The sequence below is a fragment of the Mycobacterium sp. AMU20-3851 genome, assembly GCF_043974665.1.
In the GTDB taxonomy this organism is placed as follows: Bacteria; Actinomycetota; Actinomycetes; order Mycobacteriales; family Mycobacteriaceae; genus Mycobacterium.
The window spans coordinates 2643435-2667389 of record NZ_CP146371.1 but is presented as its reverse complement, the minus strand read 5'-3'; the positions used below and the strand labels follow the sequence as shown (position 1 = coordinate 2667389).

25 protein-coding genes are annotated in these 23955 nt (G+C 67.0%); 15 read left to right on the top strand and 10 right to left on the bottom strand.

The genetic code is table 11. From position 1 onward, the window contains the following. Window positions 1–182: 182 nt before the first annotated feature. Window positions 183–1286: a polyprenyl synthetase family protein gene (locus tag V4U86_RS12755; protein ID WP_395311559.1), complete on the top strand. Its 1104-nt coding sequence runs from the start codon at window positions 183–185 to the stop codon at window positions 1284–1286. A gap of 31 nt (window positions 1287–1317) precedes the next feature. Then, window positions 1318–2067 carry an HAD family hydrolase gene (locus tag V4U86_RS12750; protein ID WP_395311558.1) on the top strand — a complete coding sequence of 250 codons (750 nt, stop codon included), beginning with the start codon at window positions 1318–1320 and terminating at the stop codon, window positions 2065–2067. Here V4U86_RS12750 and V4U86_RS12745 read toward each other — a convergent pair. Together V4U86_RS12745 and V4U86_RS12740 are read right to left on the bottom strand one after the other, a co-directional pair. After that, window positions 2009–2209: a (2Fe-2S)-binding protein gene (locus V4U86_RS12745; RefSeq protein ID WP_395311557.1), complete on the bottom strand. Its 201-nt coding sequence runs from the start codon at window positions 2207–2209 to the stop codon at window positions 2009–2011. The two genes, V4U86_RS12750 and V4U86_RS12745, sit on opposite strands and share 59 nt — an antisense overlap. Continuing rightward, window positions 2209–2829 (bottom strand): fatty-acid--CoA ligase, encoded by a 621-nt coding sequence (locus tag V4U86_RS12740; RefSeq protein ID WP_395311556.1) that lies wholly within the window; start codon window positions 2827–2829, stop codon window positions 2209–2211. Before V4U86_RS12740 ends, V4U86_RS12745 begins: the two co-directional genes overlap by 1 nt. A 195-nt stretch (window positions 2830–3024) precedes the next feature. Between V4U86_RS12740 and V4U86_RS12735 the strand changes: the two genes are divergently transcribed. Then, the gene (locus V4U86_RS12735; protein WP_395311555.1) at window positions 3025–4158 is read left to right on the top strand and encodes a nitronate monooxygenase; all 1134 of its coding nucleotides are present in this window, start codon (window positions 3025–3027) and stop codon (window positions 4156–4158) included. A 76-nt stretch (window positions 4159–4234) separates the two neighbouring features. Here the strand turns inward: V4U86_RS12735 and V4U86_RS12730 are convergent, their stop codons facing one another. Next, a complete protein-coding gene (locus tag V4U86_RS12730; protein ID WP_395311554.1) occupies window positions 4235–4726 on the bottom strand; it encodes a hypothetical protein in 492 nt (163 codons plus the stop codon). Between the two features lie 166 nt (window positions 4727–4892). Between V4U86_RS12730 and V4U86_RS12725 the strand changes: the two genes are divergently transcribed. Then, window positions 4893–6149, top strand: coding sequence for a cytochrome P450 (locus V4U86_RS12725; protein ID WP_395311553.1), 1257 nt, complete (start codon window positions 4893–4895; stop codon window positions 6147–6149). Here V4U86_RS12725 and V4U86_RS12720 read toward each other — a convergent pair. After that, window positions 6094–6450 (bottom strand): hypothetical protein, encoded by a 357-nt coding sequence (locus V4U86_RS12720; protein WP_395311552.1) that lies wholly within the window; start codon window positions 6448–6450, stop codon window positions 6094–6096. The two genes, V4U86_RS12725 and V4U86_RS12720, sit on opposite strands and share 56 nt — an antisense overlap. 127 nt (window positions 6451–6577) lie before the next feature. Between V4U86_RS12720 and V4U86_RS12715 the strand changes: the two genes are divergently transcribed. The 3 genes from V4U86_RS12715 to V4U86_RS12705 all read left to right on the top strand — a co-directional run bounded on the left by V4U86_RS12715 (window position 6578) and on the right by V4U86_RS12705 (window position 11105). After that, window positions 6578–7321 carry a helix-turn-helix domain-containing protein gene (locus V4U86_RS12715; protein ID WP_395312027.1) on the top strand — a complete coding sequence of 248 codons (744 nt, stop codon included), beginning with the start codon at window positions 6578–6580 and terminating at the stop codon, window positions 7319–7321. Window positions 7322–7376: 55 nt separating this feature from the next. After that, entirely contained in the window at window positions 7377–7997 is a 621-nt protein-coding gene (locus V4U86_RS12710; RefSeq protein ID WP_395311551.1) for a peroxidase-related enzyme, read from the top strand. A 498-nt stretch (window positions 7998–8495) separates the two neighbouring features. Next, window positions 8496–11105 carry a DUF4236 domain-containing protein gene (locus V4U86_RS12705; RefSeq protein ID WP_395311550.1) on the top strand — a complete coding sequence of 870 codons (2610 nt, stop codon included), beginning with the start codon at window positions 8496–8498 and terminating at the stop codon, window positions 11103–11105. A 394-nt stretch (window positions 11106–11499) separates the two neighbouring features. Here V4U86_RS12705 and V4U86_RS12700 read toward each other — a convergent pair whose 3' ends face one another. Next, window positions 11500–11718 (bottom strand): hypothetical protein, encoded by a 219-nt coding sequence (locus V4U86_RS12700; RefSeq protein ID WP_395311549.1) that lies wholly within the window; start codon window positions 11716–11718, stop codon window positions 11500–11502. Between the two features lie 166 nt (window positions 11719–11884). Between V4U86_RS12700 and V4U86_RS12695 the strand changes: the two genes are divergently transcribed. The 3 genes from V4U86_RS12695 to V4U86_RS12685 all read left to right on the top strand — a co-directional run bounded on the left by V4U86_RS12695 (window position 11885) and on the right by V4U86_RS12685 (window position 13956). Further along, entirely contained in the window at window positions 11885–12301 is a 417-nt protein-coding gene (locus tag V4U86_RS12695) for a hypothetical protein (RefSeq protein WP_395311548.1), read from the top strand. A gap of 288 nt (window positions 12302–12589) precedes the next feature. After that, window positions 12590–13312 carry a FadR/GntR family transcriptional regulator gene (locus V4U86_RS12690; protein WP_395311547.1) on the top strand — a complete coding sequence of 241 codons (723 nt, stop codon included), beginning with the start codon at window positions 12590–12592 and terminating at the stop codon, window positions 13310–13312. After that, on the top strand, window positions 13309–13956 hold the full coding sequence (locus tag V4U86_RS12685) for a sterol desaturase family protein (RefSeq protein ID WP_395311546.1): 648 nt from the start codon (window positions 13309–13311) through the stop codon (window positions 13954–13956). The genes V4U86_RS12690 and V4U86_RS12685 overlap by 4 nt, the downstream gene beginning before the upstream one ends. Before the next feature lie 15 nt (window positions 13957–13971). Here V4U86_RS12685 and V4U86_RS12680 read toward each other — a convergent pair whose 3' ends face one another. Both V4U86_RS12680 and V4U86_RS12675 read right to left on the bottom strand, forming a co-directional pair. Next, complete coding sequence (locus V4U86_RS12680) at window positions 13972–14697, bottom strand: L,D-transpeptidase (RefSeq protein ID WP_395312026.1); 726 nt, start codon at window positions 14695–14697, stop codon at window positions 13972–13974. A gap of 126 nt (window positions 14698–14823) precedes the next feature. Then, window positions 14824–16101, bottom strand: coding sequence for a DUF7159 family protein (locus tag V4U86_RS12675; protein WP_395311545.1), 1278 nt, complete (start codon window positions 16099–16101; stop codon window positions 14824–14826). Between the two features lie 266 nt (window positions 16102–16367). Between V4U86_RS12675 and V4U86_RS12670 the strand changes: the two genes are divergently transcribed. Continuing rightward, window positions 16368–17846, top strand: coding sequence for a peptide MFS transporter (locus tag V4U86_RS12670; protein WP_395311544.1), 1479 nt, complete (start codon window positions 16368–16370; stop codon window positions 17844–17846). Between the two features lie 154 nt (window positions 17847–18000). Further along, the gene (locus V4U86_RS12665) at window positions 18001–18225 is read left to right on the top strand and encodes a hypothetical protein (protein ID WP_395311543.1); all 225 of its coding nucleotides are present in this window, start codon (window positions 18001–18003) and stop codon (window positions 18223–18225) included. Here V4U86_RS12665 and V4U86_RS12660 read toward each other — a convergent pair. Further along, a complete protein-coding gene (locus V4U86_RS12660; RefSeq protein ID WP_395311542.1) occupies window positions 18190–19179 on the bottom strand; it encodes a threonine ammonia-lyase in 990 nt (329 codons plus the stop codon). The two genes, V4U86_RS12665 and V4U86_RS12660, sit on opposite strands and share 36 nt — an antisense overlap. 107 nt (window positions 19180–19286) lie before the next feature. Here V4U86_RS12660 and V4U86_RS12655 point away from each other — a divergent pair, with 107 nt between their 5' ends. Then, a complete protein-coding gene (locus tag V4U86_RS12655) occupies window positions 19287–19694 on the top strand; it encodes an acyl-CoA thioesterase (protein ID WP_395312025.1) in 408 nt (135 codons plus the stop codon). Window positions 19695–19707: 13 nt separating this feature from the next. Here the strand turns inward: V4U86_RS12655 and V4U86_RS12650 are convergent, their stop codons facing one another. After that, the gene (locus V4U86_RS12650) at window positions 19708–20598 is read right to left on the bottom strand and encodes a cyclopropane mycolic acid synthase family methyltransferase (RefSeq protein ID WP_395311541.1); all 891 of its coding nucleotides are present in this window, start codon (window positions 20596–20598) and stop codon (window positions 19708–19710) included. 259 nt (window positions 20599–20857) lie between these two features. On the opposite strand from V4U86_RS12650, the gene V4U86_RS12645 reads away from it, so the two are divergent. Both V4U86_RS12645 and V4U86_RS12640 read left to right on the top strand, forming a co-directional pair. Beyond that, complete coding sequence (locus tag V4U86_RS12645; protein WP_395311540.1) at window positions 20858–21280, top strand: DUF6188 family protein; 423 nt, start codon at window positions 20858–20860, stop codon at window positions 21278–21280. Window positions 21281–21331: 51 nt separating this feature from the next. Continuing rightward, on the top strand, window positions 21332–22615 hold the full coding sequence (locus V4U86_RS12640; RefSeq protein ID WP_395311539.1) for a cytochrome P450: 1284 nt from the start codon (window positions 21332–21334) through the stop codon (window positions 22613–22615). Here the strand turns inward: V4U86_RS12640 and V4U86_RS12635 are convergent. Further along, a complete protein-coding gene (locus tag V4U86_RS12635) occupies window positions 22612–23910 on the bottom strand; it encodes an FAD-dependent oxidoreductase (protein ID WP_395311538.1) in 1299 nt (432 codons plus the stop codon). The genes V4U86_RS12640 and V4U86_RS12635 overlap by 4 nt on opposite strands. Between the last annotated feature and the right edge of the window lie 45 nt (window positions 23911–23955).

The following is a 23955-nucleotide window of genomic DNA, read 5'->3' as shown; positions in this document are numbered from 1 at the left end:
ATGGGCACGGATGATCCGGTGCGGCAGCGCGTTACCGCGATCCTGGGTGGCGCGCACAGTCCACGGATGCGGCACTGTAGGCCCGTACAGCGTCGCCGCGCTGAATCGGCACGGCGAATCGCCGGCCCATAGACTCGCGGCGCTCCCAACCCCACCGGACAGCCACGAATGGATGAGGTGTCGTGCCCGACAACCCTGAGATCGCCGAGTTCCTGCACGCCGTGGAACGGCGCTTGCACGCGTGCGTGACCGGCGCAGTGGCCGAACAGTTGCAGCTGATAGACCCCGAACTCGACACCTTCGCGCAGGTGAGTCTGTCGGCGGTGACCGCCGGCGGCAAGCGGCTGCGCCCGCGCTTCGCCTTCGGCGCGTGGCGGCTGGGCAGCACCGATCCGCAACGGATCGAGGCGATCGTGGCGCTGGCCGCGTCACTGGAACTGCTGCACGCGGCGATCCTTGTGCACGACGACATCATCGACCACTCCGATCTGCGCCGCGGCCGGCCGTCGGCGCGCGCCGCCCTGGCCGGCCATCACCGGGACCGGGACTGGTGGGGTGCCGCCCAGGAGTTCGGCGACGGCTCGGCGCTGCTGGTCGGCGACCTGCTCTGGTCGGCGGCGCACGACGAGTTCGACGATATGACCGCCACGCTGGCGCCCCCGCTGCGCAGGCAGGTCGCCAGATGCTTCCGGTCCATGCGGGTGGAGGTGATCTCGGGCCAGTTGTTGGAGCTGCGCGCCCAGGCCGCCCGGGACTACCGGCCCGACACCGCGGCGCAGATCCAGCGCTATAAGACCGGCTCCTACACCGTGGTGCGCCCGGTCGAGCTGGGCACGATCCTGACCGGGTCGCCCGCGCCCGCGGTCACGCAGCCGCTGCGCGACTACGCCGTGGCCGTCGGCCAGGCCTTCCAGCTGCGCGACGACCTCGCCGACCTGTTCAGCCCCACCGAATCCACCGGCAAGCAACCCGGCGACGACATTCGGACCGGGAAGCCGACCGAGTTGCTGGGCGCCACACTCGCGATGGCCACCGCCGCCGAGGCACTGAGCCTGGCACCGATCGTCGGCGACGCCGCGGCCGACGACGACCGGATCGCCGACACCCAGCGGATCGCACTGCGGTCCGGCGCGGTCGGCCGCACCCGCGGCCGCATCGACGGGCTGGTCGCCACCGCGGAGCAGGCGCTGTCCCGGCTGCCGGCGACCGTCGATCCCGCCGGACGCGCGGAGCTCGCGCGCCTGCTCACCGAGTGCACCGACCTGTGCTTTCTGCCCGCCGGGTGACCCCCGCTCTCGGGCACCGCACAATGGAGGAGTGACCGACCCGCTAGCGGCCATCGCCGTGAGTCCGCCGGGGCCCCAGATCGGCGCCTTCTTCGATCTCGACGGGACCCTGGTGCGCGGTTTCACCGCCACTGTGCATGCCGGCCATCGCATCCGCAGAGGCCAGTCCGGGTTCGGCGAACTGTCCGGGATCCTGGAGGCCTCGGTCCGCTACAAGCTCGGCCGGATGGAGTTCGCCCGGCTGCTGCAGCGGGCGGCGGGCTACCTGGCCGGCGACGCACTGGCCGACCTGGAGGCACTCGGCGAGGACCTGTTCAACGCGCGCATCATCGGGAGGCTGTTCCCGGTGATGACGGAGGTGGTCGCCGCCCACCAGCAGCGCGGTCACACGGTGGCGATGAGTTCCTCGGCACTGACGATGCACGCCGGCCCGGTCGCCCGGCATCTGGGGATCGAGCATGTGCTGTGCAACCACTTCGAGGTCGACGAGGCCGGAAAGCTGACCGGCAGGATCGTCCGGCCCATCATCTGGGGCAGTCAGAAGGCAAGAGCGGTAATGGAATTCAGCTCGGAACGGGAAATCGATCTGGCCGGGAGCTTCTGTTATGCCGACGGCACCGAGGATCTGCCGGTGCTCGATGCCGTCGGTCATCCGACCGCGGTGAACCCGCGGCCCGGTCTGGCCACCGCCGCGGCACGCAAGGGCTGGCCGATCCTTCGGGTCAGTCCCGAGGCCGACCGGCGGTGGTGGTCCCGCGACCAGCGCTCCGGGAGTCGATGATCGCGCGGACCGTGCGCCGGCACCGTCCACAGTCGGCGCCGGCGCCGCACGCGGTCGCCACCTGTTTGGTCGTGCAGGCGCCGCAATCCACCGCCTCGATCACCTGGTGGCTGGTGATGCCGTTGCACAGGCAGACGAACATCAGCCCTCGATGCGCATCATCTGCTGGAACTGGCCGATGAACACCGGCGGGTAGGCGCCCACCCCCGCCTCGGCCAGCCACTCGGCCGCGTCGTCGGAGTCGTGCAGCCAGCGGCGGGCTTTGGACTCGTCGTCGATCTGTTGCAGGATGAGCACCTCGTGCGCGTCGTCGAGGGCGCGAAAGCTCCAGAACCGCTGCACCCCGGAGGCGCGGAATCCGGCCGCCGCGGCGTGCACGTGCAGGCTGAGCGCGTTGACGTCCGCGACCGGTGTCACCATCGCCACCATCACCGGCGGGGCCGGATGCTCGTCGTGATCGAAGTCGATGCGCTCGAACAGTTCACCGGCGAACACCGCGGGCAGGTCCTGGACGCCGACGGCGTCGAACCAGTCGAAGAACACCCGGGACCGCAGCAGATCCAGGATGGGCTCGCGGGAGTGGATGCCGAGGATGACCAGAACCCGCTCGGGATCGGTCGTCGAGGTGTAGACCAGTACATGGTGCACGCCCATCTCGGCCAACGCCGTCCGCCGGCGTTGTAGCAATGGCCAGACCGCGTTCGGGTCGGGCACCCGATAGTCCGAAACCAGCACCAACGAGTTCGCCAGCCAGTCCTTCATATGGTGGGCACTCCCCCGGTCGAGAATACGGCAGCTGTTAATGGAACTTCCAAAAAACGGTAATGGCATTCTCGCACGCTGTCGAGGTCTGCGTCGACGAACAGGCCCGCCGCCCTTGCCAGAATCGGCGGCCGGGATACTAAACTAGAACACGTTTCAGTCGCGCGATTCGCGATCGCCCAATCAAGGAGCCGTATGCATACCGCCCTCTGTGACCAGCTCGGCATCGATCTGCCGATCTTCGCCTTCACCCATTGCCGCGACGTGGTGGTCGCCGTCAGCAAGGCCGGCGGATTCGGCGTGCTCGGCGCGGTCGGTTTCACCCCCGAGCAGCTTGAGATCGAGCTCAACTGGATCGACGAGCACATCGGCGACCACCCCTACGGTGTGGACATCGTCATCCCGAACAAGTACGAAGGCATGGACGCGACGGACCTGGATCCCGAGGTTCTCAAGAAGACACTCAACGACCTTGTGCCCCAGGAACACATCGACTTCGCCAAGAAGGTGCTGGCCGATCACGGTGTCCCGGTCGACCACAGCGACGACGACGCCCTGCAGCTGCTGGGCTGGACCGAGGCGACCGCCACCCCGCAGGTGGAGGTCGCCCTGCAGCACCCCAAGTGCACGCTGATCGCCAACGCGCTGGGCACCCCGCCGGCCGACATGATCAAGCACATCCACGATGAGGGCCGCAAGGTCGCCGCCCTGTGCGGATCGCCGTCGCAGGCGCGCAAGCACGCCGATGCCGGCGTGGACATCATCATCGCCCAGGGTGGCGAGGCCGGCGGGCACAGCGGCGAGGTCGGCTCCATCGTGCTGTGGCCGCAGGTCGTCAAGGAGGTCGCGCCGGTGCCGGTGCTGGCCGCGGGCGGTATCGGCAGCGGCCAGCAGATCGCCGCCGCGCTGGCGCTGGGCGCGCAGGGCGCCTGGACCGGCTCGCAGTGGGTGATGGTCGAGGAGTCCGAGAACACCCCGGTTCAGCACGAGGCCTATGTGAAGGCATCCAGCCGCGACACCGTGCGCAGCCGGTCCTTCACCGGTAAGCCGGCCCGGATGCTGCGCAACGACTGGACCGAGGCGTGGGAGAATCCGGAGAACCCGAAGCCGCTCGGCATGCCGTTGCAGTACATGGTGTCGGGCATGGCCGTCGCCGCCACGCACAAGTACCCCAACGAGTCCGTCGACGTCGCGTTCAACCCGATCGGCCAGGTGGTCGGGCAGTTCACCAAGGTCGAGAAGACCTCCGCCGTGATCGAGCGATGGGTGCAGGAGTACCTGGAGGCGACCAACACGCTGAACGATCTCAACGAGGCGGCGTCGGTCTGACCACCCGCCCCGAAACACGCGAAATGGCTGCTCCCGCACTTCGGGGAGCAGCCATTTCGTGTTGGTCGTGGACGGCTCAGCCGGCCGGGGCCGGCGGAACGGGTACCACCGGCACCGGAGCCGGTGGCGGGACGGGCGCGGGGACGGCCGGCGAGACCGGCACGTGCGGGCCGGGCGCCTGCGGCGGGATCGGCGTGTTCAGACTGCGCTGCGAGATACCGAGCAGCAGCGCTTCCTTGCCGCTGAGTTCCTGGTTCTGGACCGCGTGCCACAGATCGCGCAGGTAGCTGACGTTGGGCGATTCGGCACCGGCCATCACGCTGGGATCCATGGTCGCCCCCGGCGGCAGGGCGTCCGGGCTGGGCAGGTGCGGGACCCCCTCCGCGGGCGCGGCGACGGTTCCGGCGGGTGCGGCGACGGTCTCGCCCGGCGCGGCAACGGTCTCCTGGACCGGGGGCACCGGCGTGGGCGGCACCTCGGGTTCGGCCATTGCGGGCGCCGCGAACATCAGCGCCGAACAACCACCTGCAACCGCCACCAAGGCCTTTGCTGCGATATCGAACGTCACCGACGCTCCTTCCTTCGGATCATTGCCGATCGGCTCTCGTGAAGTTGTTCCGTTCCGGCGCGTGATTCGTTACAGGTGCGATTACCTTCACCGACTCGAGGACGCAGACTACGCCTCTGGTGTAGCAATGCGGTAGGAGAGCAATTCCTACCGCGGAGGTTGCGCAATGCCGACACCCGACCTTCCTGCCGGATTCGACTTCACGGATCCGGACATCTACGCCGAGCGACTTCCTGTGGACGAATTGGCCCAGATGCGCAAGGTTGCCCCGATCTGGTGGAACGCGCAACCGGAGGGCGTGGGCGGATTCGACGACGGCGGTTTCTGGGTGGTGACCAAACACCGGGACGTCAAGGAGGTCTCGCGGCGCAGTGACGTGTTCTCCAGCCTGGAGAAGACCGCGCTGCCCCGTTACAAGGACGGCACCGTCCGGTCCCAGATCGACTCCGGCAAGTTCGTACTACTGAACATGGACGCCCCGCACCACACCCACCTCCGCAAGATCATCTCGCGGGCCTTCACGCCGCGTGCCATCGAACAGTTGCGCTCCGACCTCGCCGAGCGGGCCCGCGAGATCGCCGCCGCGGCGGCCGCGACCGGACGCGGGGATTTCGTCGAGCAGGTGTCGTGCGAGTTGCCGCTACAGGCCATTGCGGGGTTGATGGGCGTACCGCAGCAGGACCGGATGAAGCTGTTCCACTGGTCCAACCAGATGGTGGGCGACCAGGATCCGGAGTTCGCGACGAACGACGCCGTCAGCGCGTCGGTCGAGCTCATCACCTACGGCATGCAGATGGCCGCCGAACGCAGCGCCAACCCCGGCGATGATCTGGTCACCAAACTGGTGCAGGCCGACGTGGACGGCCACAAGCTCTCCGAGGACGAGTTCGGATTCTTCGTCATCCTGCTGGCGGTGGCGGGCAACGAGACCACCCGCAACTCGATCACCCAGGGCATGATGGCGTTCACCGAGTTCGAAGACCAATGGGAGCTGTTCAAGCGCGAGCGTCCCGGCACCGCCGCCGACGAGATCGTGCGGTGGGCAACGCCGGTGACGTCGTTCCAGCGCACCGCAACCGAGGACACCGAACTGGGCGGGGTGTCGATCAAGAAGGGCCAGCGGGTGGTGATGTTCTACCGCTCGGCCAACTTCGACGAGGAGGTCTTCGAAGACCCGTTCCGGTTCGACATCCTGCGCGACCCCAATCCGCATGTGGGCTTCGGCGGCACCGGCGCGCACTACTGCATCGGGGCCAACCTGGCCCGGATGACGATCGACCTGATGTTCAATGCCATCGCCGACGCCATGCCCGACCTCACCCCGCTGGCCGCGCCCGAGCGGCTGCGCTCGGGCTGGCTAAACGGCATCAAACACTGGCGGGTCGACTACTCCGGCTCGACGAAACAGGCCGTGGCGCACTGATATCCGGAGGGCTGCGGTAATCCAGGAGGGAGCGCCAGTAGTCGTCGTCGATCTCCCCGTTGCGACGCAAGACCATTGCCAATCCCGTCGCCATCGCGATACCGAGCAGACCCAACCACAATCCGGCCAGCGCGATCACCACCCATGCCACAGCGGTCAGCGTCGGCCACGGCGACAGCACGGCCAGCACGGGGGCGAAGAAGAATCCGGTACCGATGTACCAGGATGATCCGGCGCGGTCACAGCGAAGGACCGTGCGCAGCCAGCGGGGTACCGGAGGTGTGGCGTCCGTGTTCGTCATACCGTCACGGTGCGCCGCCGAGGTCAGCGCCGCAATTACCCGGCAGGTAATGGTGCCGCTACCGGTTGTGGCCGACACTGGTCCGGTGACCGGTGTTCAACTGCAGAATCCGCCGTTCGGCTCGCTGATGCGGTCGTGGCGGCAGCGCCGCCGCCTCAGCCAGCTCGATCTCGCACTGGAGGCCGACGTGTCGGCCCGCCACGTCAGCTTCATCGAGACCGGGCGCTCGACCCCGAGCCGGGCCATGGTGCTGCGGCTGGCGGCCGCGCTGCAGGTGCCGGCCCGCGAGCAGAATCAGCTGCTGATCGCCGCCGGACTGGCGCCGGCCTATTCCGAACGCACACTCGACGATCCGGGGATGGCCGCCGTGCGCGCGGGTGTCGAACGAGTTCTCAACGCCTACAACCCGTTTCCGTGCCTGGCCATCGACCGGGATTGGAATGTGCTGCAGATCAACTCCGGCACCTCGGTGATGCTCGAGGATGTCGCCCCGCATCTGCTGGCGCAGCCGAACGCGTTGCGCATATCGCTGCACCCGGACGGGCTCGCGCCCCGCATCCGGAATCTGGCGCAGTGGCGGCACCACGTGATCGGGCGGCTGCGCCGCGAGGTCGCCGTCAGCGGATCGGCGGCATCGGCCGAGTTGCTGGCCGAGATCGAGTCCTACCCGGGCGGTCAGGCCGAGACCACCGATCTCGGCGGTGTCGTGGTGCCGCTGGAACTGCTCGGCACCGACGGGCAGGTGCTCACGTTCTTGAGCACCGTGACCACCTTCGGGACCGCGCTGGATCTGACCGCTGCCGAACTCAGCATCGAGGCGTTCCTGCCCGCCGACGACGCGACCGCGCGGGCGCTGCACGCCGGCAATTAATTCGCGCGGCGCAAAACCGTGGCCGCCGAACGCCGTTGCGAGCAGGGTCGTCCCCATGACCGCCACCGCTGATGTCCCGACCCTCACCCCGACCGCCGTCTCACGGCTGAAGGTGCCCGCGCTCGACGAGCTGGAACGTCCCGCCGTGAAGGGGTTCTTCGCCAAGCAGCAGCGCGACGAGGGCCTGACGTCCAACTGGTTTCGCGCCCTGTCGCTCAACGAGGGCGACCTGGAACGGCTCAACGGCTATCTGCTGCCGCTGCTGGGCACCGACGGGCGCGGCGGGCTCACCGAGCGGGAGCGCGAGGTCATCGCGACCGTGGTGTCCGGTGAGAACCGGTGCGCCTACTGCCACACCAACCACGCCAACAAGCTGGGCAAGGTCGCCGGCGACTGGTCCTTCGGCCAGCGGGTGGCCATCGACCACACCCAGGTCGCCGAACTCACCGAGCGCGAACGGGCGCTGGGCGACCTCGCCGTGCTGGTCAACAACCATCCCCAGCAGATCCGCGACGAGCATTTCGCCGGGCTGCGCGAGCTGGGCCTCGATGACCACCTGATCCTGGAGGCCATCTCGATCGCGGCGTTCATCGGCGCCACCAACCGCATCGGCATCGCGCTGGCGGTGCCGCCGAACCCGGAGTACACCGGGATTCCCGCGAGTCGTTTCCAGTAGGCGACTGGAAACGCCACTCCCCTGACCCGCACCGCTGCGGGTTTCCATCAGGTTCTGGAAACGGGCTCTTCTGTTCTCGACTGCAAAGGCGGAGACCGCACGGCGGTGCCGATCTCGAAATCCGGGTTCCTCTCAGTTCCTCGCGATGGCGAAGGCAGCTCGCCATTCAGACCCGAACAGGCTGATGGTGACTCTCATTCACCAGATTGGAGAGGTTTCGCCACACCTGCGTCCGAGTTCCGTCTTCGTCGGGGCCCATGTCGTCTGGAGGTTTTGCTCTACTTCCTCACATTCCCCGGTCGGCGGGGCATTGGCCTACGACGGTCTCCGCTCGGATGGTCGGTCTCCGCCAGTATTCGATCCGGCGGGAGCAGCCGAAGAAAACCAGGGCGAGGCGCAGCCTGCCGGCAAACTTTATTGACTTCTGCGAAGGATTTCACGTCCCCGGTGGCGCCGCTATGGCACGATCCTGCCGAGGTTACTTCGCAAGGGGATTCAGTGGGTTTTTACATCCGCAAGAGTTTGAGTGCCGGACCGTTCCGGTTCAATCTCAGCAAGTCCGGCATCGGAGTCAGCGTCGGCGTGCCAGGGTTCCGCGTCGGCACTGGGCCGCGGGGCAACTATGTGCACATGGGTCGAGGCGGCGTCTATTACCGCACCACGCTGAACGGACCGACGGCCCCGGCGTCCACACCGAGGCCTGTGCCGGGCACCTTCCAGCCCAGCGGCATCCTGATGGAGGATGTCACCGGCGCCACCGCCGTCGAGCTCGCCCCGACCGGTGGCGGCGACATTGTCGAGCAACTCAACACTGCCGCCTCCCGCACCCCGTGGGGATGGTGGGTCACTGCGGCCACGGTATTACTCGGTTTGATCAGCCTACCGTGGGGACTGATCGTGTGGGCGCTGCTCGCTCCCCTGTGCATCTGGATGGTGCTCAACGACCGCGCCCGCAAGACCGTCATCCTGTTCTACGACGTCGAAGACGAACACTTCACCTGGTTCGACACGCTCGTGCGCATGTGGCCCTGGCTCAGCGAATCGCAAAAACTGTGGCGGGTCCTGCAGGCAGGCAACGTAGCAACCACCCATCAGTTCAAAACGAACTCAGGTGCCAGCCGCATTATCAACCGCGTCGACGTCGCCGCGGCCACCACCGGCCCCAAGGCGCTCTCAACCAACATCGCCGTCCCGTCTATCACTGCCGGCAAAGCCGCACTGTACTTTCTTCCCGACCGCATCCTGGTGCGCGACGGTAACCGCTTCAGTGACATCAGCTACGCCCACCTGAAGGTGCAGGCAGGCGACACACGCTTCATCGAAAGCAATGCCACTCCGCGCGATGCTGTTCAAGTTGATCAGACCTGGCAATACGTCAACGTCAAAGGAGGCCCCGACCGCCGGTACAAGAACAACCGCGTGCTGCCGATCATGCGTTACGGCACCCTCGACCTCACGAGTTCGCACGGCCTGCAGTGGCAACTCCAGATCTCCCGCGCCGACGCCGTCGCCCCCGTCGGCCGAGCTATCGCTGACGCTCCCCCACTCCAAAGTCCGACAACGTCTCCAGCCGTGCAACATTCACCGGCACCCGCCAAGCGCACCCCTGCCCCGCCTGCACCTGTCGCACCGACAACCGCACGTCTACTTGCCTCGCCGGTCGCCGCCCCTACCGGTCGGTCGACGAAGTCGCCGATTACTCGCACCGTTCTCACCCGCCGCGCGACCGCCTACCCGGCGTCAGAGGCGACCTTCACTGCGATCGATCTGGAAACCACCGGACTCGATCCAGCCACAGACAGGGTCGTGGAGATCGGGCTGGTCAAGTTCAGCGCCGACGGCACCATCCTGGATGAATTTGCCACGCTGATCAACAGCCCGGGGTCGGACCCCGAGGCCCGCGCCATCCATCAGATCGACGACGACGATCTGGTCGGCGCGCCATCGATCGAGCAAGCCTTTCCCGAGGTACTCGCATTCATCGACGGCACCATTCTGGTTGCCCATAACTGTGAATTCGAGGAGGGATTCCTCGCGGCCGCAGCACGTCACGCCAAGGTCAAACTACCGAAAATTGTTGCCCTGTGCACACTTCAGACCTCACGGCGACAACTCGACGGCCGTGCCTTCAGCCTCACCGCGATGTACAAGACGGCCACCGGAGGCTGGTCTGATCAGAAACACACCGCACTCGGTGACGCTCGCGCAGTCCGGGAGGTACTGCTGTGGCTACTCAACAAAGCACCGACACCGCTCTACCTCACCGCAGGCCCGCTCACCCCGCAAGTGACAACATTCACCGAATGCCCCATCAGCTGTCGGCCGGTCCCACTATCACGTGGCTCCGTCACCGAACTACTCAACTCATTCCCCCAATCGCCCCATCCGCGCGCCGGGGATCCTGCGCAGGCCCAGCAATATGTCGCGCTGCTCACCAATGCCGTCGAAGACGGGCGACTGACCTACGAAGAAGCCGACGCGCTCACCCGCCAGGCACGAGCGACACGTCTGACCGGCCCACAGCTCAAGACACTGCACCACACTGCATGGCACGAGACCTATCCCGACAGCAAGGCGCACGATTGGCACCTCCTGTCGGCTGTCCAGCGCCGCGAAATGTACCTGCTCGCCGACGCACTCGGCCTATCCGAGCTGAGCACCCAAATCGACGACATCATCCAGCAATGCGCCGAACCATCTCCCCCGCCGGAAGCCCGCTACCTGAAAAGTCTTCGTATCGCGATCGTTGGTGACCACAATGAAGTCATCGACTTGCGAGAGCGCGCAGAAGGCTACGGCGCCAAACTCGCGGTCAACGTCACCAAAACTGTCCAATGGATGGTCAGCACAACTCCAGACGCCACCGACTCCCGGCACACCACAGCACGAAAACTCGGGATACCGATCATCACTCCCGCCGAAGGCGCCGCTCGCTTGGACGACGCCATCCGCGAAGCCGAACTCAAAGCCTACGAACGGCAACGCGAAGTCGACCGTCACGCCGCTCTACGACAGCAACGAGCAGACGAAGCCGACGCATACTGGCGACCAACCTGGCGATCTACCGAACTGGACCGCGACCCGGAACCACAACCCTGGTACGACTAGACGGCTCAGCGTCACCAACCGATCAGCGCCAGGTCACGGCGGCCCCGAGCCGACCAGCTGACGGGGGGTCGCGTGTGGTGTGGCTTCCCCGAGTTGTATGTCCATACTCGCACTGCTGAACTGCGGCGGATCGAACTAATCCATCTCATGTGTCATGGCGTCGTCCCACTCGGAACTGTTTGGTCCACGCTGTGATCATTTGACCGGTCGTTCTCTGGCAAATCCAGAACCGCGGGAAGGCTTGCATGCAGGGCTTGCGGGGACGTGATGCGTGGTATCGGCGCACAGTCTTTCTGAGATTCGTCGTCCTGGGCGAAACCGCTCCGCCACGCGTGCGCTGAACCGCACGGCTACACGGCTTCGCCGCCGCACGTTGCTTGTAGAGTAGTCAGTATCAGTTCGCGATGACGCGGGTGATTGATTCGATCCGCGAGGACTGCAGGTAACGCTCGGGGCACGTCGCGCCTGTCGGGTCATCGAAGAAGAACAGCGACGTTGCCAGACACTTTTCCTGCCAATCACTCTCAAGCTGCGTGCCGCCGGAAACTATGTGCAATGGCAATACAGACCGCGGCACCTCGATACCCTGACCCATACCCGATTCCTGTTGCATACCAGCCTGCCTCGCAGAACTCGTTACTGCACAGGGGTTCAGCATCTCCGGTGCCCAACACTGTCATCACAGTGTTCGTTCACACATGCGCTGAGGGAATACAGATGTATTGTCCCTCCATGGCGACTGAGAAGAACTCGCCATCACCATAACGGGGAAGCGAAGAGTGGCAACAGACAACATCATTCGGATAGTGCAAACCGTCCTAGCGGCCGCCGTTGCCGCGTTCGCGATATCCGTGGTGGTCGGCGGGCATTGGTGGGAGACTCCACCCCTGCCACCGCCCCCACCGCTAGCCACCAACGTCGAGGCAGTCTCCGACCAAGTGATCTCGCTCGTGCGTACGCAGCTATCTACGAATGAAGGGACGAAGGATCTCGGGCTCAGTCTCGGAGACGACTTGCAGCTCATCAATGTCGACCTCAATCAATACCGAGGTCTGCTCACCATCACTACGCAGCGGGGCACACAGAAGTTCGTGCAGGTCGACGTCACAGCGGACCCGACCGGCGCAATGTTCTACAACATGGACGGTGTTCATCTTTCGAACCTGGTCGATGCAGCCAACGAAGAACAGTCATGAGTTCAATGCGTTGATCATGAGGACGAGCTTTCCACCGTCGACCTGCGCGACCGTACACAAGCTACTTCGCCGGATAGACCCACCCCTACGCATACAGCCTGCCCAATACGCCAGACCGAAATCTGATCGACAGCATCGCCTCTTTGTTCACTTCTGCCGGCGGCAAATGCGGGTTAGCCGGTCAGCCAACGCAACACCCCGATGTGGCACACCGCCCGACATCGTGGATCCCAAGTCCCACTGGTCTGACCACTTGACCTCTTACCGATCATCTGCCAAGCTGGCCGCATGGCGTTGCAACCGGTCAACCGGCGCTCGGTCCCCGAGGAGGTGTTCGAGCAGATCGTCGCCGACGTGCTCAGCGGCGAGATGAAACCCGGCGATGCGCTGCCCAGCGAGCGCCGCCTCGCCGAGGTGCTGGGGGTGTCCCGGCCGGCGGTGCGGGAGGCCCTCAAACGGCTGACCGCCGCCGGTCTGGTCGAGATCCGGCAGGGCGACACCACCACGGTGCGCGACTTCCGCCGCCACGCCGGACTCGACCTGCTCCCCCGGCTGCTGTTCTCTGCCGGCGAGCTCGACACCGCGGTGGTCCGCTCCATCCTGGAGACCCGGCTGCACAACGGACCGAAGGTGGCCGAGCTGGCCGCGGCCCGGCGCAGTCCGGACATCGCCGCCCTGCTCGACACCACTATCGAGACACTGTGCAGCGCAACCGATCCCGTGGAGCGCCAACGGCACGCCCTGACCTTCTGGGACCACCTCGTCGACGCCGCGGACTCCATCGCGTTCCGGTTGATGTACAACACGCTGCGGGCCACCTACGAGCCGGCCCTGCCCGCGCTCGCCGCGATGATGGCCGCGGAGGTGGGCCGACCCGAGGCCTACCGCGCGATCGCCGCCGCGGTCGATGCCGGCGACCCCGCGGCGGCAGGTTCTGCTGCCCGCGCGCTGTTGGAGCCCGCCACCACCGCACTGCTCGATGCCCTCACCGAACTGGAGGCCGCACTATGAACGTGCGCCGTGGCCTCACCCTGGCCCAGGCGGGCCGGGAGTTTCTGCGACATCCCTCGCCGTGGATGCTGGCCGGCGCCCTGGCTGCGGCGTTGGGCACCCGGGTCGCGGTCGGCGACTGGCAACTCACCGATCTGGTGCTGCCGGTGGTGATGCTCGCCGTGTTCCCGTTCGCCGAGTGGGTGATCCACGTCGTCATCCTGCACTGGCGGCCACGCCGAATCGCCGGTGTGACAGTCGATCCGCTGCTGTCGCGCAAGCACCGCGCCCATCACGTCGAACCGCGCGACCTGCCGCTGGTGTTCATCCCGTGGCAGTCTCTGCTGTGGATCCTGCCGCTGGCCGTGGCCACCGCGCTGACGGTCTTCCCGAGCCTGGGCCGCGGTCTGACGTTCCTGGTGTTCCTCACCGTGCTCGGTATCGGCTACGAGTGGTGCCACTATCTGATCCACACCGACTACAAACCCAAAACCGCCGTCTACCGGTCGATCTGGCTCAATCACCGCCGGCACCACTTCAAGAACGAGCACTACTGGTTCACGGTGACCAGCAGTGGCACCGCCGATCGAGTGCTGGGGACCCATCCCGACGCGGGGGCCGTCGAGTCCTCACCGACCGCGCGCAACCTGCACGCCGATGCCTGACGGTTCGCGAAAACCTCAGGCCTGCACGATGATCGGGTCACCGATGCTGACGTTGTTGTAGTACCACTCGGCGTTGTCGGGGCTCAGGTTGATGCAGCCGTGGCTGACGTTGGCGTAGCCCTGCGATCCGACCGACCAGGGCGCGCCGTGCACGTACACACCGCCCCAGGTGACCCGCACCGCGTCGTAGACGGTGAGCTTGTAGCCCTCGGGGTCATCCAACGGAATGCCGATGGTGCGTGAATCCATCACCACCACGCTCTCTTTGCCCAGCGCGGTGAACCGGCCGACCGGAGTGGGGAACTTGGGCTTGCCCATCGATGCCGGCATTTCGCGGGCGACCTCACCGTCGATGCTGACGGTGAAGGTGTAGGCGCTGATGTCGGCGACACCGACGACCTGGGCGCCGGTCTCGAAGGACGTCTTCAAACCGTCGGCCTGCACGGTGATGGTCGAATGCGCCGGCCAGTACTCGGTCGGGGTGAATCGGACGGTCGAGTCGTCGAGCCATTCGTAGCTGCCGTCCGGGACGGTGGGCGCCGAGAACGAGATGCCCCGTTCGGCCGCCGCCCGGTCGACAACGGGTTCGCGATAGGTCACGGTCACCGGGTAGGCCACACCGACGACATCACCGGCTACCGGTGACACCGCAACGGCGGCCGACGGGGTGTGCACCGCGGCCGCGCCCATGGCCGTGGACGTCATCGACATGAGGGCGACAACACCCGTCGTGACCAGCAGAGACTGCATTACTTTGCGCAAGCTCGGTGAACCTCCCCTGATTCCGGACATCCGGACCTGGTGTGCTGACTACATGGTAGTTCGTACCGAGCCCGGGAAATGTTAGCCAGCGAACCGATCGGCCGGTCAGCCCATCGACGGCGGCCGGATGACCGCCGGCGGTCCCTGCTCGTTGCCTCCGAGCCGTAGCCGGTCCCGGATCCGCTGGAGCAGCGGCTTCTTGGGCGGTTCGTACACCGGCGACACCACCGGGGGCGGCGCCACCGGCGGCGGGGCCAGTACCGGTGGCGGAGGCGCCAGCACCGGCGGCGGAACCGGGGCCTGAGCCGGTGCCTCGTCGGGCAGCTGGGCGGGTGCGGTATCCAGAACCGGGACGACCTCGGCCGGAGGTGGCACCGCCTCGACGACGGGTTCGGCGACCGGGGCAACGGCTTCGGCCGGCTCGGCGATCACCGGCGCCTCGGCCGGCGGCGCCTCGACCAGGGGTGCCGGCACCCGGGACGGCGGGACCGGCGCGGAGATGCGCTCCGCGGTGGCGACCGGTTCGGGCGCGGCAGTCGGCTGGCGCGGCGACAGTTGCACCGCGACGGCGACCGACGCGGACACCACGAAAGTCAGCACACCGGCGGCCAGCAATCCGGTCAAGGCCTGCGACGGGGACGGACGACGCCCCCCGGCGCTGTGCCGGCCGCTGGCGGGCGCCGCCGTGAACGGCCCGGTGTCCAGCGGCAGATCGGCACTGTGGGTCGATGCGAGCGCGGCGCCCCGAGCGAGCGCCAGCGGAGCCTCCGCCGGGGCGAAAACCGGGACCGAGAGTGCCTCCTGCAGCCGCGGCAGGACCGCGTCGAAGCCGCCGGCGGACCCGACCAGCACCAGTGCCTCCGGTTGCCAGTCGGCTCGGGTGAAGACGGTGCTGAGCCAGCCGATCAGGCTCTCGTCAGAATCGATGGTGTGGTTGATGGCCGTCTGCACCGCACCGTCGTCGGTGTGCACGATCAAGGCGATGGCGGTATCGGGTTCCAGCACACAGACCGCACTGGTGCGGTAGCCGATGACATCGGCCATACCGCGCGCCAGTGCCTCGGTGGCCTCCGGCAGCCGGATCGGTACGACATTGCCGAAGCCGGATTCGGTCAACGACTCCATCAACAGGGACGCCTCGGCGTCCGCGTCGTCGCTCCAGGTGACGCCGATGGATGTCAGGCGCCGGCCGTGCGACGTCGCGATCGCCTCCACCGCGGCGGCGGCCTGCTCGGTGGCTGCCCGCACATCGGCGCCATCGACGGCCATCTCGAAGGTGTCCCGCGGACCGGCTGCGGAGTGGTTTTCGTCGTCGGGGGCACCGCCCACGACCACGACAGACAGCGATCGAGGCGTCATCGACAAGCCGAGCACCGCGCCCACATGAACCCCTTCGGACCCCTCGGTCGCACGCGCGCGACCCTCGAGACGTTGCAGTCATCGTCCCGTTACCGGGCTGACACTACCTCCGGAAGCACCCCGTTACCCACCCGTGCTCGACATTGATCCGAAGCAGGTTTGCCCCGTCGGCAGTCATACCTTGTCGTGCGCTCTTGAACAATTTGCTCGTCTGACAAGCATCGCACCGGAGCATTCGCGACTTCGGCTGAACGCATCCACATGCCGCCGGGGCCTGCGATGGTGAGGACATGACTGGGGAGGACGAAGCGGGAACCACTCGGACCGACCACCCGACATCGCGCACCATCTTCGGCCATCCGATCGGGCTGGCCAACCTGTTCGGCGTCGAACTCTGGGAGCGTTTCTCCTTCTACGGGATGCTGACCATCCTGGGTTACTACCTGTACTACTCGGCGACCGACGGCGGCCTGGAACTGTCGAAGGCGACGGCCACCGGCATCGTGGGGGCCTACGGCGGGCTGGTGTACCTGTCCACGGTGCTGGGCGGTTGGCTCGCCGACCGGGTGCTCGGCATGGAACGCACCGTGTTCTACGGCGGGGTGGTCGTGATGCTCGGCCATCTCGCGCTGGCGGTGTTGCCCGGAATCACCGGGGTGGCAACAGGTCTGGTGCTGGTGGCGTTGGGATCGGGGGCACTCAAGGCCAATGCGTCCTCGTTGCTGGGCACCCTCTACGACAAGGGCGACGCCCGCGCCGACGGCGGATTCACCCTGTTCTATCTCGGCATCAATCTGGGCGCCTTCATCGGCCCGCTGATCACCGGGCTGCTACAGACCCGGGTCGGGTTCCACTACGGATTCGGCGCCGCCGCAATCGGTATGGCGCTGGGCCTGGCTCAGTATGTGGTGTTCCGCCGCAACCTCGGCAACCACGGACGCGAGGTGCCCAATCCGCTGCCACGGTCCGGCGTGCTGCCCGCCGTCGGTGTCGCCGCCGGGGTGATCGTCGTGGTCGTGGCCGCGTTCGCCATCGGCCTGGTGACGCTGGCCAACCTGTCCCAGGTCACCACCGGCGTCATCGTGGTCGCGTCCGTCGGCTACTTCGTGCTGCTGTTGAAGAGCCCGAAAGTGTCTGCGCTGGAACGGACCCGCGTCAGCGCTTTCATCCCGTTGTTCATCGCCAACGCGGTGTTCTGGTCGCTGTTCCAGCAGATCTTCACCGTGCTCGCCGTGTATTCGGACGAGCGGATGAACTGGTCGATCTTCGGCTGGACGGCCCCGTCGAGCTGGATCGGTTCGATCGAGCCGGTCTGGATCATCCTGCTGTCGCCGGTGTTCGCCCTCATGTGGACCCGGCTCGGGCAGCGGGCACCGACCACACCCCGCAAATTCGCCTACGGTGTCATCGGTATGGGGGCGGCGTTTTTGCTGTTCCTGCCGATGGCCGGAACCACCGGGCGGGCCGTGCCTGCGCTGCTGGTGGTCGCCATCATGGCGGTCTTCGCGATTTCGGAGCTGATGATCTCGCCGATCGGCCTGGCGGTCACCACCCAACTTGCCCCCGACGCGTTCCGGGCGCAGATGATGGCGCTCTACTTCTTCTCGGTCGGCCTGGGAACCTCGATGTCCGGGGTGCTGGCCGGGTACTACGACCCAGCCCATGAGTTCGCCTATTTCGGCCTTCTCGGGCTGGTCGCCATCGCGGCGGGCCTGATCGTGTTGGCGTTGACCGGCCGCATCAGCCGGCTGATGGAGGGCGTGCACTAGGCGGGCGTCTGGGTGACCGCGGCTTGACCGGATCTGCGCCGACTCGTGATCTGCACATCCGGTCAAACGCAGCACGCTCGGCGGAGAATCGGGGTACGCGGAGCGCCGTACGTCCACTGACACCGAGGTCAGGTCGGCGAAGGAGAAGTGCCCGATGAGAACCGTGCTGTCCGAAGATCTGTTCACCGGCCCGACCGGGCGGGGCACGGTGTACGTGCTCAGCCGCGGTTGGGGTGATTCGACGGCGGGCTGCTCCTGCGGGTGGTCCGGACGTCGGCGCCGTCTCAAGGCGGCCGCCGAGCAGGACGCCTGGGCACACAGCGCGCACGGGGGCTGCGCGGTGTCAGTGCCCCTGGTCAACCCCGACCGCTGGTGCTGACCCGCCGACGATGTCGGCGAGCAGCGCCGGTTCGATGTTCCCGCCGGACAGCACCATCACGGTGGGACCGGCCGGGGTCGGGTGGCGCCGGTAGGCGGCCAGCGCCACCGCGCCGCTGGGCTCACTGACCAGCCGCGCGCGCACCGCGAGTTCCGCGACCGCGGAACGTATTTCGTCTTCGGATACGGTCAATACATCGGTCAGCACATGCTGCAGATGCGCGAAGGTCAGCTCGGACGGTTCTGATCGCAGACCGTCGGCGATGGTGCGGTTGCGCTCCTGGATGGACATCGCGAAGCGACTGCCGCGGCGTAGACCCTCGGCGGTGTCGGCGGCCAATTCCGGTTCCACACCGAAGATCTGGGCCTCGGGGCACAACGCCCGAATCGCGGTGCCGATACCGGAGGCCAGTCCACCCCCGCTCACCGGGACCAGCACGGTGGCGACGTCGGGCAGATCCTCGGCGATCTCCAGTCCGATGGTGCCCTGCCCGGCGATGATGTCCGGGTGGTCGAACGGGGGCACGAGCGTCGCGCCGGTTTCGGCGACCAGTTCGGCGGCCACCGCCTCACGCTCCCCCGCTCCGCACAACACGACCCGGGCGCCGTGACTGCGGGTGCGCACCACCTTGATCTCGGGGGTCTCCTCCGGCATCACGATGTGGGCCTCGATACCGAAGCGTGCCGCCGCGTAGGCGACGGCCTGGGCGTGATTGCCGCTGGAGTACGCGACGACGCCGCGCCCGCGAACCGCCGGGTCGATCCGGCTGATGGCGTTCAGCGCGCCGCGCACCTTGAATGCGCCGATCACCTGCAGACTTTCGGGTTTGATCCAGAGCGGGCGGGCAGGGTCCGCCCAGTCGGCCGGGATGAGCGGGGTACGCAGAATGCCGCCCCGCAGTCGTTCGGCGGCCGCCCGGACGTCGTCGATCGTGACGAGGGTGGGCGCGGTCATCGTGGGTACGCCGGGGAGCTGATCACACAGCGATGGTAGCCGCGCACCGCTGGGCGAGTGTTTGTGGTGCGGCGCGGTTGTGGTGCATCGTAATTGGGGTGACCTCACTGAAAGTGGTGCCTCGCTACGCCGAAATCGACCAGCAGGGCGTGGTCTTCAACGGCCACTACCTGACCTGGTTCGACGAGGCGTGCACCGCACTGCTGGACGAAGTGGCGGTGAGCTATCCCGAACTGATCTCGGCGGGCGTCGATTTCCAGGTGGTGCACAGCGAGATCGATTTCCTGGCGTCGGTCCGGTGGCGCGACGAGGTGCGCGTCGAGGCGGTCTGCGATCACGTCGGCACCACGAGCTTCGCCATCGCGTTCACGGTGCTGCGGTCCGCACCCGACACCGACGGTATCGAGCAGGTCGCCGTCCGCGGACGCAACGTGTACGTGGTGGTGTCCACCGACACCTGGGCGAAACGCCCCCTGCCCCAGCGGTTGCGTGACGCGCTGGAGGCAGGGCGCTAGGTCCGCCCGCTCATCACGGTTTGTAGAGGGTGAACTGACAGACATCGGTGTAGCCGTCCCGGAACAGCTCGGCACACCCGGTCAGGTACCGCATGTAGCGGTCGTAGACCTCTTCGGACTGAATCGCGATGGCCTCGTCGCGGCGCTCCCGTAGAGCGTCCGCCCAGATCGTCAGGGTCCGCGCGTAGTGCAGCCGCAGGGACTGCACCCGCTGCACCTCGAACCCGACCTTGACGGCGTGGTCCTGCACCACGGACACGAACGGCAGCTGACCGCCCGGGAAGATCTCGTCCATGATGAACTTGAAGAACTTGAGCTTCGTCATGGTCAGCGGCAGTCCGCGGGCGGCGAAGTCCTCGTCACTGGGTTTGACGATGGTATGCAGCAGCATCGTCCCGCCGGGCGGCAGCGCGGCGTATGCCATCGCGAAGAAGTCGTCGTACCGGCTGGCGCCGAAGTGTTCGAAGGCGCCGATCGAGACGATGCGGTCGACCGAACCGGAGAACTGCTCCCAACCCTGCAGCAGCACCTCGCGGGACCGCTCGGTGTCCAAACCGGCGAACAACTCCTGCACGTGCGCCTGCTGGTTGCGGCTCAGGGTCAGCCCGATGACATCGACGTCGTACCGCTCGATGGCACGGCACAGGGTGGCGCCCCACCCGCAGCCGATGTCCAGCAGTGTCATCCCGGGCTGCAGGCCGAGCTTGCCCAGGGACAGGTCGATCTTCGCGTACTGAGCCTCCTCCAGCGTCATATCGTCACGCTCGAAATATGCGCAGCTGTAGGTCTGAGTGGGATCCAGGAACAGCCGGAAGAAGTCGTCGGACAAGTCGTAGTGCGACTGGACGTCCTCGAAATGCGGCCTCAGGCCAGCCCCCGGGACCTGGTTTTCGGATACGGGCAAAACAGCCCTTTCATTAGTGCGCGAACTCGAACCGACTCGTCAGGTGACGAGCCCTCCCCCGTAGCGTGAAGTTTACGCCCGGGAATCGGCTCCCCGACCGTCAGCGAACAGTCTGACGCATCTGCCGGGTCCATGACACCCGTTCGACCAGCGTCGTTCACCAGCAATCTTGAGATATCACAATCTCGGGTGGGCCCGAACAGGAGCGAACCGGTGTGCGTCCCTTGAATTGGTAACAGCAACGGCCCACAGTGGAAACATGACCGAACAGTGGATCCAGGGGCACGTCCTGCAGCGGATCACCTTCCGCGACGGTCTGGTGCTCAACTTGGACGACTACAACGAACTCGTCATTTCCGTCCCGCTGGATCTGACGTTGCCGCAGATCGCGGGTGTCGCGGGCGCCGCGGAGCCGGAGGTGGTGACCATCGATCCGACCGCGGTGCGCAACGAGCAGAAGCCGCTCTTCGATTTCGCCGGGGCGACCTGCACGCACGCGGACTGGGATCCCGACGGCAGCCTGCACCTGCAGTTCTCCGGCGGCCAGCACATCGACGTGCGCAGCGACGATGCGCACACGTCCTGGGAGTTGTACGGCAAGCACCACGGCTATGTCGCCTGCCTGCCGCACGGCCGCGTCCGGGTCGTCCGCCATGACCTGCCCGAACCGGCCACCGATTGACGAGTGCCGGTTTCGCCGGTGCCCGGTGCGACGCGGATCTAAGCTACGGCCATGCCCATCGCGCAGCGGGTGAACGGAGCGCCGCCGCAGCCGGTGCCACTGGCCGATATCGACCTCGGGTCCTGGAAGTTCTGGCAACGGGACGACGACTTCCGTGACGGCGCCTTCGCCACGTTGCGGCGGGAGGCCCCGGTGTCCTTCCACCGGCCGATCACCATCGAAGGCGTGGACGCGGGCGCGGGGCACTGGGTGCTGGCCCGCTATGACGACGTCCACTACGCGAGCCGCCACCCCGAGTTGTTCAGTTCCAGCCCCAACATCACCATGGGCGATCAGACGCCGGAACTCGCCGAGTATTTCGGATCGATGATCGCGATGGACGATCCGCGGCACAGCCGGCTGCGCAACATCGTGCGCAGTGCATTCACGCCGCGGGTGTTGGCCCGAATCGAAGATTCGGTGCGCGCCCGCGCGCGGCATCTCGTCTCGACCATGGTGGCCGATCATCCGGACGGCCGCGCCGATGTGGTTGCGACGCTGGCCGGGCCCCTTCCGCTGCAGGTGATCTGCGACATGATGGGCATCGCCGAGTCCGATCACGACACGATCTTTCACTGGACGAACGTCATCCTCGGGTTCGGCGATCCCGACCTGACCGCCGACTTCGACGAGTTCGCGCAGGTCGCGATGGATATCGGCGCGTATGCGACGGCGTTGGCCGAGGATCGGCGGGCTCGGCCCGGCGATGATCTGACCACCGCCCTGGTCGCCGCCGAGGTGGACGGCGAACGGCTGACCTCCGCGGAGGTGGCATCCTTCTTCATCCTGCTCGTGGTGGCGGGAAACGAAACCACCCGCAACGCGATCAGCCACGGGGTGGCCGCACTGAGCCGATTCCCGGAGCAACGCGACCTGTGGTGGTCCGACTACGAGGCACTGGCGCCGACCGCGGTCGAGGAGATCATCCGCTGGGCGTCCCCGGTGGCCTACATGCGCCGCACGCTGACCCGCGACACCGAACTCGCCGGCGTGCCGATGGCGGCCGGTGACAAGGTGACCCTCTGGTACGGGTCGGCCAATCGCGACGAGACCCGATTCGCCGATCCCTGGCGCTTCGACGTGCAGCGCAACCCCAACCCGCATCTGGGGTTCGGCGGCGGCGGTGCGCACTTCTGCCTCGGCGCCAACCTGGCCCGCCGCGAGATCACCGTCGCTTTCGAAGAGCTGCATCGCCAGGTCCCCGATGTGCGCGCCGACGGTGAGCCGGACCGGTTGCTCTCGGCGTTCATCCACGGCATCAAGCGGCTGCCGGTGCGGTGGACGCCGTCCGGTTAGGCGATCCGTGCGGCGACGGCGCGGCAGGTGTCGGCGAGTTCCGCGCGCGATGGACCGTCCGGGATCGCCGGTCGCCACCCCGCGGCGAACGCCTCCCGCGCCAACGGCTCGGCGGCGGCCAGGACGACCGGTGACGAGTCCATTCGCTGATAGGGCTGCACCAGCGGGCCGAGACGCGAATCGTGTTCGGCAGCAGCCACTATCAAATCGCTGGGCAACCGCTGTGACAGGTCGACATCGACCCCCGACCAGCGGCGCAGCCGGTGTGTATCCGCGTACACCTGATCATCGAACCACGGCTTGATGTGGTCGGCGCACCAGCCGTCGAAGTCGGCCGTGACGCCCTCGACCTGCGCGGGCGTCAGCCGTTTCCCGCCGAGCAACCCGACGAGCGCGCGTGCCTGCATCAACGCCAGCGCAACCCCCCGCCCGGCCAGCGGCGTGGTGGTACACACCGCGTCGCCGACCGCGATGACGCCACGCGGCCGGCCCTGCTGTCCCCGGTAGCCGTTGTAGAGGCGGCCTCCGGCGAGCACCGGGGTGATCGGCTCGGAGCGGCCGGGAACCGTCCATCGACAGAGCGCGGGGATGGATGCAACCGCTCGTTCGAACACCACGTTCTCGCGCAGTTCCCGGAGCCGCCGGTCGGTGCCGTCGTGGATGATCGTCACCGAGAAGGTCCGGTCATCGTGCAGGAACGCGATGGCCGCGTAGCCATCCAGGCCGAGCGACAAGCCGATCGGTCCGTTGACCGGTGGCAGGCCCGGCCCCAGCAGCCGGTACTGGCGTGTCACGTAGACGGCACCGCAGTCCACCAGGGTGCCGGCCGGTGCTCGGGTGGTCCCGGCACCACGGCCGGACGCGTCGAGGACGAGATCGGCGGCTACCGGCGCGCCGTCGACGTGCAACCCGCTTCCGTCGGATGTCACCGGGCCGATGTGCCCGGTATGGACGGTGACGCCCGGAGTCCGCTCGGCCCGCCGGCGCAGTACGGAGTCGAAAGTCGCCCGTCGGCACAGCAGTGCGACGGCCCGGCCGGCGTCGTCGTAGGCGATCTCGGCGCGGCAGACTGCCAGGTCATCGAGAACGTCCGCCATCTCGGCGGCCAGCGCGTCCACCACCGGCCCCCGGAAGGTGTGGGCATGGTGCAGTTGCATCACCCCGCGGCGCCGCCACATCCCGTGCCGCGGCGGTCCGGGCTCCCGGTCCACGAGGTGGATGTCATGCCCGCGCCGCGCCAGCGCGATCGCGCTGTAGAGCCCCGACGGTCCGGCGCCGATAACCAGGATCCGCATCCCACCCTCCAATTGGCTACACTGACGATGTAATGAATACGTCAA